This is a genomic window from Streptomyces sp. GbtcB6, from assembly GCF_019091475.1.
Classification (GTDB): domain Bacteria; phylum Actinomycetota; class Actinomycetes; order Streptomycetales; family Streptomycetaceae; genus Streptomyces; species Streptomyces hyaluromycini.
Genome location: NZ_JAGXJL010000020.1, coordinates 1 through 13,873 on the forward strand (window position 1 = coordinate 1; position 13,873 = coordinate 13,873).

The 13,873-nt window shown below is 72.5% G+C and carries 10 protein-coding genes; 6 read left to right on the forward strand and 4 right to left on the reverse strand.

All coding sequences use genetic code 11. The features are described from left to right. From KVT45_RS29900 to KVT45_RS29910, 3 genes are all read right to left on the reverse strand, one after another. On the reverse strand, positions 1-1,754 hold a 1,754-nt coding region (locus KVT45_RS29900; RefSeq protein ID WP_217552239.1), incomplete at its 3' end, for a DNA repair ATPase. Between the two features lie 97 nt (positions 1,755-1,851). Further along, entirely contained in the window at positions 1,852-3,882 is a 2,031-nt protein-coding gene (locus KVT45_RS29905; protein WP_217552240.1) for an SPFH domain-containing protein, read from the reverse strand. Between the two features lie 92 nt (positions 3,883-3,974). Continuing rightward, on the reverse strand, positions 3,975-4,625 hold the full coding sequence (locus KVT45_RS29910) for a hypothetical protein (RefSeq protein WP_217552241.1): 651 nt from the start codon (positions 4,623-4,625) through the stop codon (positions 3,975-3,977). Between the two features lie 381 nt (positions 4,626-5,006). Here KVT45_RS29910 and KVT45_RS29915 point away from each other — a divergent pair, with 381 nt between their 5' ends. From KVT45_RS29915 to KVT45_RS29925, 3 genes are all read left to right on the forward strand, one after another. Further along, positions 5,007-6,278 carry a serine/threonine-protein kinase gene (locus tag KVT45_RS29915; RefSeq protein WP_217552387.1) on the forward strand — a complete coding sequence of 424 codons (1,272 nt, stop codon included), beginning with the start codon at positions 5,007-5,009 and terminating at the stop codon, positions 6,276-6,278. Positions 6,279-6,667: 389 nt separating this feature from the next. Continuing rightward, complete coding sequence (locus KVT45_RS29920; protein WP_217552242.1) at positions 6,668-8,023, forward strand: beta-1,3-glucanase family protein; 1,356 nt, start codon at positions 6,668-6,670, stop codon at positions 8,021-8,023. A 240-nt stretch (positions 8,024-8,263) separates the two neighbouring features. Next, a complete protein-coding gene (locus KVT45_RS29925) occupies positions 8,264-8,923 on the forward strand; it encodes a zinc ribbon domain-containing protein (protein ID WP_217552243.1) in 660 nt (219 codons plus the stop codon). On the opposite strand, the gene KVT45_RS29930 is transcribed toward KVT45_RS29925, so the two are convergent. Beyond that, positions 8,912-9,520 carry a GNAT family protein gene (locus tag KVT45_RS29930; RefSeq protein WP_308310904.1) on the reverse strand — a complete coding sequence of 203 codons (609 nt, stop codon included), beginning with the start codon at positions 9,518-9,520 and terminating at the stop codon, positions 8,912-8,914. The two genes, KVT45_RS29925 and KVT45_RS29930, sit on opposite strands and share 12 nt — an antisense overlap. Before the next feature lie 287 nt (positions 9,521-9,807). Here KVT45_RS29930 and KVT45_RS29935 point away from each other — a divergent pair, with 287 nt between their 5' ends. The 3 genes from KVT45_RS29935 (at position 9,808) to KVT45_RS29945 (ending at position 13,749) form a co-directional block, all read left to right on the forward strand. Next, on the forward strand, positions 9,808-11,016 hold the full coding sequence (locus KVT45_RS29935; protein WP_217552245.1) for a permease: 1,209 nt from the start codon (positions 9,808-9,810) through the stop codon (positions 11,014-11,016). 106 nt (positions 11,017-11,122) lie between these two features. Next, positions 11,123-11,956 carry a class I SAM-dependent methyltransferase gene (locus tag KVT45_RS29940; RefSeq protein WP_217552246.1) on the forward strand — a complete coding sequence of 278 codons (834 nt, stop codon included), beginning with the start codon at positions 11,123-11,125 and terminating at the stop codon, positions 11,954-11,956. Between the two features lie 251 nt (positions 11,957-12,207). Further along, a complete protein-coding gene (locus KVT45_RS29945; protein ID WP_254647565.1) occupies positions 12,208-13,749 on the forward strand; it encodes an adenosine deaminase in 1,542 nt (513 codons plus the stop codon). The last annotated feature ends 124 nt before the right edge of the window (positions 13,750-13,873 follow it).

Sequence of the window (13,873 nt, forward strand, 5' to 3'; positions counted from 1 at the left end):
TGAGGTCGTTCGCCCTCGGCGTCGATTCTGAGGTCGAGCTGGGGCAGTTCGCTCAGTGTGCGGGTGCGGCCCTGGGCCCGGCGCAGTTCGGCGAGGAGTACGGTCCAGGCGTCCGCGTCGGCGGGCGGTTCGCCGTGGGAGCGGCGGACCAGCGCGGCGGCCTCCGCACCAGCCTCGTCCAGCGCCTGCGCGGCGCGGGCGGCGAGTTGGCGGATCCTTGCCTGCTCGGCCGCCAACTGCTCGGCCGCGGCCCGCAGTTCGGTGAGCGGTTCGAGCAGGCCGGTGTCGGCCAGCCAGTAGTGGCGGTCCGCCGCCTTGGCGCAGGCGTCGAGGATCAGCTCAGGGGACGCCGTCGTCCGGTTCTCCTGTGCGGCGGCCGTCGCGCTGCGGACCACGTCCAGGCAGTCGGCGATGCCCCCGACCAGGTCGGCGTTGCCGATGCGCGCCAGCGGGCCGTCGCCGACCGGCTGGGCGGCGGCGTACTCGGCGGACTGGAAAGGGGTCTGCCACAGCTGGAGTTCGTGCGTGCGCACGGGCTCGGGGTCCGGTCTGAGCAGGACGAGGGTGCCGTCCGGCAGCAGGGCGTACGCCGCGCCGTGCAGGGCGCTCGCGGCCTCGCGGCGGACGGTGTTCCACGGCAGCAGCAGGACCTGGGCACGGCCCGGCCGGCGCAGGACGTAGAGCAGGTCCTCGCCGTTGGGCGAGGGGAGCACCGCGTCGAAGCGCAGCTCGTCCGCGGCGGACCCGTCGGCCGCGGAACCGGGGCCCGGGGATCCGGCGCCCGGGGATCCGCCGGTCGCGCCGGCCGCGCCGATCGCGCCGCTGCCGATACGGAAGGCCCGATGGCTGCCGTCCGCCAGCTCGTAGCCGCCGGGGAAGATCAGGCCCTGTTCGGCGGGCAGCAGCCTGGCACCGCGGCCGAGGGAGTCCTGGCGGCGCACCGAACCGGTACGGGTGTTGACGACCAGGTAGCGGTCCGCCGGTTCGTTGTAGGGGCGGATCCGCAGGAGCAGCAGGGGGCCGGTCGCCGCGTAGGCGACCGTCGCGTCGGCCAGACTCTGCAGCGGCTCGTCGACCGCCTCCCGGTACAGCGGCCGGTCGCCGGGGTGCGCCCGGACCGTGAGGCTGCCGCCGGTGGTGGCGACCGAGACCGCGCCCTCGCCGCCTTCGATCAGGATCCTGCCGTCCGCGTGGTACTCGCGTCCGGTCGTCGTCCACGGCAGCTCGGAGACGGGCGGCTGCGGCAGGTCGCGTTCACCGTGGTTGCCCAGGTACTCGACCCGGTCCGCCCCCAACTGCCAGCTCAGGACCCGTAGATCGCCCTCGTTCTCACCGGTGCGGAACACGGCGAGCAGCCGCCCCGACGCCGTACGCCTCAGGTCGGTGAGGCGCGCGTCCCGGTAGTAGCGCAGCAGCTCGGCCAGGTCGCGGTGGAACCGTTCATCGTCGAGCAGGCCGGGGACCTTCTCGGGCCCCAGGGCCGAGCCGTCCGGGGTGTGCAGCGACAGCAGGCCCGCGTCGAGGCCGGGCGCCGAGGTCCCCAGCAGGAGGACGTCGGGCCGTACGGCGACCACGCCGCATGCGGTGCCCTCGCCGCCGGTGCGCGGCCGGGCCGAGCCCGCCAGCTCCAGCGTGCGGGAGCCGAAGGCCTCCTGCCGGCGGGAGTTCAGCGAGGCGGCCCGTCGGCCGAGTTCCGCGGCGCGGTCGGCGAGCCTTGCCCGCAGGATCTGGTAGGTGCCGTCCTCGACGCCCATGGTTGCTTTCCGTTTCTCCTGGCCGCGTTGCGCCGTCGGTCGTCTGCGGCGCCGTTGTGGCTGGTCGCGCAGTTCCCCGCGCCCCTTCGGGGGCGCGCTACTTCGTCGTACCGTTGGCAAGCTGTACCGGGTCGACCGGGACGGTGGTGCCGTCGGCCGGCTGGCCCCCGAGCAGCTTCATCAGCAGGGCCAGGTTCCACGGGCCGCCGGCCGCCAGCGATCGCAGCACCTCCGTCGCGTCGCCGCTGAAGCTCTTCTCGCCGTTCAGCCAGTCCGCCCCGAGGGCCTGGACCGTCTCCGAGCCCTGTACCGCGCCGTCGATGGCCTTGCCGAAGGACACCGCGCCGACCAGCCGCTCCAGGAACACGCTGTCGCCGCCGACGATGTCGATGTCCGCGCTCTCCAGTCCGGCGGCCAGCACCGCCGCCTGGGCCTCGGCCACCTTGCTCTGGACCTCCAGCGAGGCCAGCCGGACCTCCTTGTCCGCGGCCAGGCGCAGCCGGAACTCCTCGTGGGTCCGGGACACCTCGTCCAGCGCGGCCATCGCCGCCGCCTTCTCCTTGAGGCCGGCGGCCTCGCCAAGGAGCCGCTCCCGGATGCCCGCCGCCTCCGCGTTCGCCTTGCTCTCGGCGACCGCGGCCTCGGCGAACCCGACCTTCTCGACGGCCTCCGCCTTCTCCTTCAGGCCCGCGGCCTCGCCCTCCAGCCGGGCCCGCACGCCGGCCGCCTCGGCCATGGCCTGCCGCTCCGCCACCTCGGCCTGGGCCAGGCCGGCCGCCCCGGCCAGGGCGCGCTCGCCCTCCGCCCGGCGCATGTTGGCGGCGGCCTCCAGCTCCGCGCGCTTCTGCCCGGCCTCGGCCAGCACCAGCTGCTCCTTGGCCCGCAGGTGTGCGGCCTGCTCGGCGGCTTCGGCCGCCTTGATGTCCTTGACCAGCTGCTCCTGCGCCTCCGCCTCGGCGGCGATGATCACGGTCTGCCGGGTGCGCTCGGCCTCCTGGACGACCCGGACCCTCTTGATCTCCTCTTCCTGCTCCGCGACCGTACGGTCCACCGCGATGCGCTCGCGCACCACGTCGGCCACGCTCCGGCGCTCCACCTCGACCTGCTTCTCCTTCTCCGCCCGGGCGAGCTCCACCTCCCGCTCCCGGTTGACGACCTCCAGCAGCCGGTCCTTCTCGATGCGCTCGCTCTCCACCGCGAGGACCCGCTCCCGGTTCTTCTCGGCGACCGCGATCTCCCGCACCTGGTTCTCCCGCTGGACGCCGAGCAGTTCCTCGGTCCGCAGCAGCGCGCTGTGCGCCTTGAGCCGCTCCTCCTCCTGGACCTGCGCGGTGGCGGCCTCCTCCTGGGCGCGCAGGGTCTCGATGCCCTTGCGCTGCCGGATCTCCGCCTCCGCGCGCCGCCGTTCCAGCTCAAGGACGGCCTCCCGCGCGTCCACGTTCTGGCGGGTGATCTCCATCTCCTCGTTGCGCTGGAAGTCGTTGGTGCGGATGTGCTCCAGCGCCGTCAGTTCGGTGATCTTCCGGATGCCCTGGGCGTCCAGGATGTTGGACGCGTCGAGCTGTCCCAGCGGGGTCTGTTCGAGGTGGTCGATCGCGGCGTCCTCGAGGTGGTAGCCGTTCAGGTCGGTGCCGATGGCGGCGACGATGCGGTCCCTGAACTCCTCGCGCTTGGTGTAGAGGTCGGCGAAGTCGAGCTGCTTGCCCACCGTCCGCAGCGCCTCGGCGAACTTCGCGCTGAACAGGTTCTGCAGGGTCTCCTGGTGGCTGGCCCGCTCCGTACCGATCGCCTGGGCGACCTTGACGACGTCCTCCACCGTCTTGTTGACCCGGACGAAGAACGTGATCTGGATGTCGGCGCGGATGTTGTCCTTGCAGATCATGCCCTCCCGGCCGGTGCGGGAGATCTCGATGGTCTTCACCGAGATGTCCATGACCTCCGCCCGGTGCAGCATGGGCAGCACCAGGGCACCGGTGAAGGTGACGTCGACGCTCTTGGGCCGGGAGACGATCAGGGCCTCGCCCTGGACCACCTTGCGGAACAGCCGGCCGAAGAGCAGCAGCGTGCCCAGACCGATGAGCAGCAGGACGGCGACGAGCACGCCGATTCCGATAGTGACGACAGACATGGCTGTTCCCTTGGACGACCTTGCCGTGGATGGATGAGAGTGCACGAGGGGCGTGCGGAACGCCCGGACGAACGACGGGGGGTGTTGTCGCGTCAGCCGGTCGCCGGCACGGCGGGCATGACCCAGAAGTACTCGCCCGCGTCGTCGTAGTCGTAGATGAGTGCCGACGCCCCGGCGCGGAGCACGCCGCCCGGCCCTGCCGCGTCGTCGAGGCTCTGCCGGACCTGTACGACCGCGGAGGAGCCGTCGGCCGCATGGACCTCGGCCTGTCCGAAGTCGGGGCCGACCCGTCCGGTGCGGATCACGCAGCCGAGACCGACGAAGTCCCGGCGCGAGGGCGGCGGGGCGGGAGCCGGCATCAGCCGCCGCAGCGGCCATGCGAGCAGCCGCGCTCCCGCCCACCCGCCGACCAGGGCGGCCGGCAGCAGCAATCCCCCGTGGCCGCTGCCGAACACGACCCGGCCGCTGAGCGCGCTGAACCAGGCGAAGGCGACCACCAGCGACACCGCCACGGTGATCGGCACGCCGCCCAGGCCCAGCACCTTCTGCAGTCCCCCGTGGCCATGGCGTCCCCCACCATGCCCGTGGCCGTGGCTGTGGCCGTGCCCGTGGTGTCCTCCGCGCGCCCCATGGAAGTGGGCGCCCCCCAGGAGCACCAGCAGCCAGTAGGCCGCCACCACGACGAGCGCGAAGGTGAAGACCACGGTCGGAAACGCCGTGACCGCCCCCAGAAAGTCCCCCACTGCACTCGCCCGCCTCTGCAGATCCCCCGACGGCCACGCTTCGTGTGCCGCAGGCGCAAGAGTGACACCGCGACAACGACAGCGCAGTGCATGATCCCGGAAGTCTCGGCGGCCCTTTAACGTCCCGGATCAGCTCACACGCCGGAACGGACACGAAGTCGGAGACGGGTGCGGGTGCTACAACCCTTTGTCGACCCATCAGTCGAAGCCCGTGAACCGCTGAACCGACGATCGCAAGGGAGCAAGTCCCGTTCGGGGTCGGTCGCCGTCCGCCCGCCAGTAGAGTGGGGGAGGCTGCGGCAACCCACCAACATCCGTCCTCTCACAGGGACATGGCCGACAGCGGTCGAGTCGTCTCACTGTGTGAGGGTGAAGGAACAGGTGCTGATAGCGGGCCGGTACCGGCTGAAGACCGCCATCGGGCGAGGCGCGATGGGCGAGGTCTGGCGGGCGTACGACGAGATGCTCGGCAGACCGGTGGCGGTCAAGCTCCTGATCGCCCAGAACGCCGACCCCACCGCCGCCGCCCGCTTCCGCCTGGAGGCCCAGACCGCGGGCCGGCTCCAGCACCCCCATGTGGTCGGCGTCGTCGACTTCGGCGAGCAGGAGGGCCGGCTGTTCCTGGTGATGGAGCTGGTCGAGGGCGACAGTCTCCACCGCGTGCTCGCCCAGATGGGATCCCTGCCGGCCGAGGAGGTGGCCCGCATCGCCGCGCAGGCGGCCGCCGGGCTCGCCGTCGCACACGAACAGGGCATCGTGCACCGGGACATCAAACCCGGCAACCTTCTCCTCGACGCCGTCGGGTCCGTGAAGATCGGTGACTTCGGTATCGCCCGCTTCATGGACGACCCGGGTGGCGCGCTCACCGCGACCGGTCAGATCGTCGGGACCAGCCTGTACATCGCCCCCGAGCGGGCCCTCGGTCAACCCGCCGGACCGCCCTCCGACGTCTACTCGCTCGGCTGCGTGCTCTACCAGCTCCTCACCGGAAAGCCGCCGTTCCACGCCGACAGCCCCATCGCCGTCCTCCACCACCACCTCGACACGGCCCCCGTGCCGCCGCGCGAGCTGGGCATCGGGCTGCCGCCCGCTTTCGAGAACTACCTGCTGGGTCTCCTCGCCAAGCGGCCCGAGGACCGCCCCACGGCGCGCCAGACGTCCGAATGGTTCGCCGCGGGCTCCTGGAGGGGACGTCCCGAGCCGCTCCCGGCAGCCGCACCGCACCCCGGGCCGGAGTCGCGTACGAACACCTCCGGGGCGCTCGCTGGGGCGTGGCCCGGAACGAACGCAGCCCCCGGCTCCGTCACCACCTACGCCTTCCCGTCCGCCGCCACCGGCACCGCTCCGGCCCACCGGACGCGGCGTCGTCAGCGAACGGAAGGCAGGTCCTCCGGCGGCGTACGGCGGTCGAGGGCGGTGGGTGCCATCGCCGCCGTGGTGGTCTTCCTCGCGGCGCTGCTGATCGGCATCGCGTGGTTCTCCCCCGACCACAGCTCGGCGGACACACCACCGACCGATCCGCCCGGCGCCACGAACCCGGCGGCCACGTCCTCGGTCCTGACCCCTCCGCCGACCGGCGGCGGCAACAGCCCGGACAAGCAGCAGGATCCCCAGAAGGGGAAGAACAAACGCGGCGAGGACGAGAAGGACTGATCCCGCGTCACACCGCACACCAGAAGGCGGCCGACACGACGACGACAGCGGCGGCCACCGGGCCCCGCCGCGCCTCCCCGTCTCCCCGCCTCCCCGCCTCCCCGGGCGGCAGCATGGCGGCGCGGAAAGGTCCGTACCGGTTGCGTCAAGGGTTGTAAAAACGCGGCGACCCGGGGCCGCCCATGCGGTCGGAAGCTGAATTCGGCGGGCGCGCTGCGCGCCGCAGCAAGGCCGCGATCTGCGCCGTGATGTCCATGAGGGCTCAACCCGATTGATTTCGGCTTCAGTTGTTGACGGCGGGCGGCGGCGGGTCTACAACCCGAGGGAGCGCTCTCATGTCTGCTGTTGCTCCATCCCCACGCACGCCGAACCGGCTTGAGGAGACCCGCATGCAGAGTTCCGTCAGCGCACCCACCCGCAGACCGCCGGCCGGCGCCCTACGCTCGCGCACGGCTCTCGGGCTGGTCGTCGTCCTGATCGCCGCCTTCTTCGCGGTCCTCGCACCGTCACCCGCGCACGCCGCCGACCAGTTGCTGTCCCAGGGCAGGCCGGCCACCGCCTCCTCGACCGAGAACGCGTCCTTCCCCGCGAGCGCGGCGGTCGACGGCAACACCGGCACCCGCTGGTCATCGGCCTTCTCCGACCCGCAGTGGCTGCAGGTCGACCTCGGGTCCGTCCAGCAGCTCAGCAGCGTCACCCTGAACTGGGAGGCCGCCTACGCGAAGGCCTTCCAGATCCAGACCTCCACCGACGCCACCACCTGGACCACCGTCTACTCCACCACCAGCGCCACCGGCGGCACCCAGAACCTGGCCGTCAGCGGCAGCGGCCGTTACGTCCGCCTCTACGGCACCGCGCGGGGCACCCCGTACGGCTACTCCCTGTGGGAGTTCCAGGTCTACGGCCCCGGGTCCACCACCCCGCCGGACGACTTCTGGGGCAGCACCAGTGACATCCCCGCGGCGAACAACGCCGTCGAGGTGAAGATCCTCAACCGCACCAACGGCAAGTACCCGGACAGCCAGGTGTACTGGAGCTTCAACGGCCAGACGCACTCCATCGCCGAGCAGCCCTACCTCGACATGCCGGCCAACTCCGCGGGCCGCATGTACTTTTACCTGGGCTCGCCCACCAGCGCGTACTACGACTTCATCGAGTTCACGGTCGGCAACAACGTCTTCAACGGCAACACCACCCGGGTCGACGCCTTCGGCCTGAAGCTGGCCATGCGCCTGCACACCAAGGACGGTTACGACACGGAGGTCGGCGAGAACCGGCAGACCTTCGCCGAGGACCGCGCCACCACCTTCCAGCGCTTCACCGACGCCGTTCCGAGCCAGTTCAAGGTGCTGGCCCAGACCCAGGCGCCGTACCGGATCATCGCGCCCGGCAGCGACCCGAGCTTCCGCGCGGGCGGCGCCAACGCGAACTACTTCACCTCGTACGCCCAGTCGGTGGGCGTGACCGCGGCCACCTCCGACATCTTCGGCTGCGCGGCCTCCCTGGCGGCCGACCCGAACATGTGCGCCGCCCTCAACCGCCACGTCGCCACCCTGCCGGCCTCCCAGCAGTCCGACCCGGCGCAGTTCTACACGGCGGCACCGGCGAACTACTACGCCAAGTTCTGGCACGACAACGCCATCAACCACCTCGCCTACGGCTTCCCCTACGACGACGTGGCGGGCCAGTCCTCCTTCATCTCCCACGCCAACCCGCAATGGCTCCTGGTCGCCGTCGGCTGGTAGCCGATCCGGTGGTCCGGACGCCGAACCCACGCTGATCGCCGACCGGCGGGTCCGGCCGGGTCGCACCCGACCCGGCCGGACCCGCCGTCCGCTCGTGCGGAACCTCGTCGACACGGCCTGTTCATCACCGGCACGGCCCGAGGCCATGGCCTGAACTCGGCGGCTTTGGCCAGAACCAGTACCGTTTCCCCTGCGTCGTACGGCATGTGTGCCGATGGCCTGACCTGTGGGGGGGACCACATGAGCGCCGAGATCTACTTCAGCAACAACTACCGGGATCTGTGCGAGCGCAACGGGACCGGTGCCGGGTTCCAGTTCGAGTTCTCCTGCTCGCGCTGTTACGACACCTGGCGCTCGCCGTTCGAGCCGTACGCCGGTGAGCGGGCCGCCACCTGGCTGCGCAAGGGCGTCGACGTGGCCTGGGGGATGCTCGGCCGTACCGGTACCGGGCTGACGTCGGCGGCCGACGGGCTGGCGGGGGCCGGTTACGGGCGCGCCCGCGACGAGGCGTTCCAGCGGGCGATCGACAATGCGCAGGGGCACTTCAACCGCTGCGCGCGCTGCACCGACTACGTGTGCGACCGCTGCTGGAACGCGGCCCAGGGGCTGTGTCTGCGCTGCGCTCCGGACACGGCGGCCGAGGCCATGGCGGCCCAGCAGCGCGGCCTCAACGACATGGCCTCGCAACGGGCGTACGCCGCGGGTCAGCAGGCCGGACAGGGCTACGACCCCAGCACGCCCCGCCAGTTGGTCTGCCCGCACTGCCGTACCGAGACCCGCGGAGCCGCGTTCTGCCCGGGCTGCGGGCATCAACTGGCCCAGTCCGAACGGTGTTCCGCCTGTTCCGCGGTGGTGCCGGAGGGGGCGGCCTTCTGCCCGGGGTGCGGCTCACGCAGGTAGCGGGGCGGCGCCCGGGCAGCGGGCGGGCGGGGCCGTCGTCGTGTGCTGGAGCCAGCGGGCTTCGATCTCGCGGCCGTTCGGGAGGGTGTGGCGCGGCGGTCCGTCGGCCGCGACGAAGCCGGCGTTCGCCAGGGCCCGGCCGCTCGCGGTGTTCGCCGGTTCGTGTCCCGCTCGCACCGTCCGCAGTCCCAGGTGGGCATGGGCGAGGACCGCGGCGGCCCGGAACAGTTCCGTGCCGAGCCCCAGACCGCGCGCGTGGGGCGCCAGCCATCCGCCGATCTCCCCGGTGCCGGGGTCCAGCATCGTGGTCCCGGCGTATCTGCCGTCGTCCAGGCCTACGCCGACCAGCAGTTCCGTCCCGTCGGGGTGGGGTTCGTAGGGCTGGGCCAGCAGCCGCCTGCCCAGCGCGGACGCCCGGAGCGTGTCGGGGTCGCCCGGGCGCAGCCGGAGCAGGACCTCGCGGGCGTGCGCGTCGGCGAGGTCGTGTTCGGCCCAGCCGAGCCATCGCTGGGCCGCGGCGTCCGAGGCGCCGGCCGCCGCGGCGGCGAGGTCCAGCGCCGTCTCCGGGGTGTAGAGCAGCAGGCGTTCCGTGCGCACGGTGTGCCGCCGGTGCCAGCAGGGACCGGGCAGCGGGAGCCTGGGCGCCGCGCGCCCGCGGCGCAACCGTGACCAGACCATGTGACTCCCCCGCCCCGTCCGAAGACCCCGCAGCCGATGCGGCCGCGCCGGTCGGTGACCGGCCGACGGCCGAACGGCAGCCGGAGTCTACTGCCGCCGGCGCGGGCAGGAGGCGGGCACCACCCGGATGCCGCGGCACCACTGGCCTCATACCCTCCAGGGGTATATAAACGGATGGTCGCGGTCGGCTGCGAAGGGCGGACACCATGCATGCGGTCGGGCACGCGCTCTCCATCGCCGGGTCGATGACCTGGGAGATCACCTGGGCGCTGATCCTCGGCTTCACGCTCTCCGCGGTCGTGCAGGCCGTGGTGCGCCGGGAGACGGTCGTACGGCTGCTCGGGGACGACCGGCCCCGTACGCTCGCGCTGTCCGCGGGGTTCGGCGCCGCCTCCTCGTCCTGTTCCTACGCCGCCGTCGCCCTCGCCCGCTCCCTGTTCCGCAAGGGCGCGGACTTCACCGCGGCGATGGCCTTCGAGATCGCCTCCACCAACCTGGTGATCGAACTGGGCGTGATCCTGGCCCTGCTGATGGGGTGGCAGTTCACCGCCGCAGAGTTCGTCGGCGGCCCGATCATGATCGTCGTCCTCGCCGTGCTGTTCCGCGTCCTGCTGCGGGAGCGGCTGCTGCGCCGGGCGCGGGATCAGGCCGAGCGCGGGCTGGCGGGCTCCATGGAGGGGCACGCGGCGATGGACATGTCCGTGGGCGGTGAGGGCGGTTTCGTCCGCCGGCTGCTCTCCCGGGACGGGTTCACGTCCGTCTCCCACATCTTCGTGATGGAGTGGGCGGCGATTCTGCGCGACCTGGTGGCGGGGCTGCTGATCGCCGGGGCGATCGCCGCCTGGGTGCCGGACGACTTCTGGCGGAGCTTCTTCCTGGCCGGCCATCCGCTCGCGGCCAAGCTGACCGGACCGCTGATCGGGCCGCTGGTGGCCATCGCCTCGTTCGTCTGCTCCATCGGCAACGTGCCGCTGGCCGTGGTGCTCTGGAAGGGCGGCATCAGCTTCGGCGGCGTCATCGCCTTCATCTACGCCGACCTGCTGATCCTGCCGATCCTCAACATCTACCGGAAGTACTACGGCGCCCGGATGGCCGCCTTCCTGCTGGGCACCTTCTTCGTCTCGATGGCGGTGGCCGGCTATGTCGTGGAACTCGTCTTCGGGGGCCTGGGGCTGGTCCCCGACCAGGCCGACGCGAAGATCCCCGACGACGGGATCAGCTGGAACTACACCACGTACCTCAACATCGCCTTCCTGCTGCTGGCCGCCGCGCTGGTCGTACGGTTCCTGCGCACCGGCGGCCCGGCGATGCTGCGGATGATGGGGGGTTCGCCGGACGGCGGGGAGCAGGAGGAGGGGAAGGGGGAAGGGGAAGGGGAGGGGCACGGCCACGCGCACATGCACGGCGCGGACTGAGCGGGCGCCGGCAGGGGGAGAACGTCCGGGTCGGGCACATTCGTCCCGGAGACATCCCGGAGCCATCCCGGAGATATCCCGGAGACATCGTGGAGAAGGAGATCACGTGGACCCCATCCGCGACCTCGCCGTCACACCCGCCGTGCGTGCCGTCTACGGACCCCAGGACCTCAGCTCCGCACCGGCGTTCGCGGGCGGGTTCATCAACTTCGGCCACTGGGACGGGATCCCGCTGGACCGCCCGCTGACCGCCGAGGACCGGGTCCGCAGCCAGCGCAACCTCTACCGTCACGTGCTCGGCACCCTCGACGGGGCGGACGCCCGTGCGGTCGAGGTCGGCTGCGGGCTGGGGATCGGCGCCGCGCTCGCGCTGGAGGAGTTCGGGTTCGCCGCCGTGACCGGTCTGGACATCCACCCCGAGCAACTGGAGCGGGCCCGCCGGGCCAACGCCGGTCTGCTCGCCCGCGCGCCGGAGCGGCTCGGCTTCGCGCACGGTGCGGCGGAGCGGATGCCGTTCGAGGACGGCCGGTTCGACCTGCTGTACTCGGTGGAGGCCGCCCAGCACTTCCGCGACCTGCCCGCGTTCGTCCACGAGGCCGCGCGCGTGCTGCGCCCCGGCGGCCGGCTGGCCGTCACCAGCTTCTTCCTGCCGGCCGGTGCCGAGAACGCGGGCGGGGAACTGGCCGCGCGGCTGGAGAGCTTCGCGTCCGGCCTGGACGTGGCCCACCCGCTGGTGTCCCTGCTCGACGCCCTCGGCACCGCCGGCCTGACCGACGTACGGGCCGAGTCGATCGGCGCCCATGTCTGGCCGGGCCTGGACCGTTTCCTGGCCGGCGTCGACATGCCCGTGCAGTGGCCGCGCAACTTCCTGCCGGCCTACCGCGACGGCCTGCTGGACTACTACGTCGTCACGGCGGACCGCCCGCCGGCCGACGTCTGACCCGCGGGACGGCCACCCGGCACACACCGCTGCGCCCGCTCGGGTGGCTCCGCGGTGCGTGCCGCGTGGCTGTCCCGTCACCGCCGGGCCGACTTGATGATCATCAGTCCGTGACGACCTACGACGGCACCCGCACTGCCGGCCACCCACGCCGCACGGCGCCCGCCGTCGCAGCCGCCTCCCGGCACCCGGCCCTCGCCCGCGCTCTCGCCGCCGCCCTCACCCTGCTCTGCTGCTGCCTGTTGACCTCCCTGTCCGCCGCACCGCCCGCGGCCGCACTCCCACGACCCCGGACCTCCCCGCGCCCGTTGACGGATGCCGAGGCCCGCACGGACGCGTACCTGGCGTCGGCGCGGACGGCGGCCCAGGACCCCCGAGCCCTGCGCAGGTTCTTCCTGAAGCTGCCCAAGGGCGGCGACCTGCACAACCACCTCTTCGGCGCGGTCAGGACCGAGTACCTGATCGCGCTCGCCGCCGAGGACGGACTGTGCATCGACACCGCGACGCTGACCGCCGTCGTACCGCCCTGCGGCCCCGGCACCCGGCCGGCCGTCGACGCCCGCAGCGACCGTGACTTCCGCGAGGCGATCCTCCGGGCCTGGTCCATGTACGAGTTCCCACCGGACCAGAGCGGCCACGACCATTTCTTCGCCACGTTCGACAAGTTCGGGCTGGTGCCCGCGCTCCACCCGGGCAAGGTGCTCGCCGCGGTCGCCGACTCGGTCGCGGCGCAGCACCAGTTCTATCTGGAGACCATGGTCAACCCGGCCTCCGACCGCGCCGAGCAGCTCGCCGACGAGGTCGGCTGGGACCCCGATCTCGCCGCCCTGCACGCCAGGCTCCTCCAGGGCGGCCGGCTCGACGAGGTGGTCGCCGAGGCGCGCGGGGCGACGGACGACGCCGACGCCGAGTTCCGGACCGCCGCCCGCTGCGGCACCGACCGTCCCCGCCCCGGCTGCCGGCTCACCGTGCGCTTCGTCTACCAGGCCTTCCGCGGCGAGTCCCGCGAACGCGTCTTCACCGAACTGGCCCTCGGCATGCGGCTCGCCGAACGCGATCCCCGTTTCCTCGCCGTCAACCTCGTCCAGCCCGAGGACGGGCCCGTCGCGCTGGCCGACTACACCGTGCAGATGCACATGGTCCGGTACCTGCACTCGGTCTACCCGAAGGCCCATGTCACCCTGCACGCGGGCGAGTTGCGGCCCGGACTGGTGCCGCCGGAGGACCTGCGGTTCCACATCCGGGAAGCCGTGGGCATCGCCGGCGCCGAGCGCATCGGCCACGGCGTGGACCTCCGCCACGAGGACGACTGGCAGCGCACGGCCCGCACGATGGCCGCCCGGCGGATCGCCGTCGAGGTGCCCTTCACCAGCAACGCGCAGATCCTCGGGGTGCGCGGCGCCGCGCACCCCTTCAACACCTACCGGTCGTACGGGGTGCCGGTCGTCCTGGCCACCGACGACCCCGGCGTCTCCCGCACCGACATCAGCCACGAGTACCAGTACGCCGCCGAGACCTACGGCCTGACGTACCCGGAGCTCAAGGACCTGGCCCGCGCCTCCCTGGAGTACGCCTTCCTTCCCGGCCGCAGCCTCTGGCGGGGCAACCCCACCCGCGACGGCTACCGCCCGGTCGCCGCCTGCACCGGGCAGCTCCCCGGCAGCGGCCGCCCGCCGGGCGCGGAGTGCCGCCGCCTGCTCGACACGAGCTCGAAGGCCGCCGTGCAGTGGCGCGAGGAAGCGGCCTCGGTGTCCTTCGAGCGCGCCTTCGGCCGGACCCCTGCTCCCAACTAGGCGCTCCGCGGGAAGCGCCGCGATATGCCGTGTGTCGACTGCGGCGCCGTCGTGGCTGGTCGCGCAGTTCCCCGCGCCCCTATCGGGGCGCTGCCGAACCGCAGCGGACTTCGCCGGACCCGCC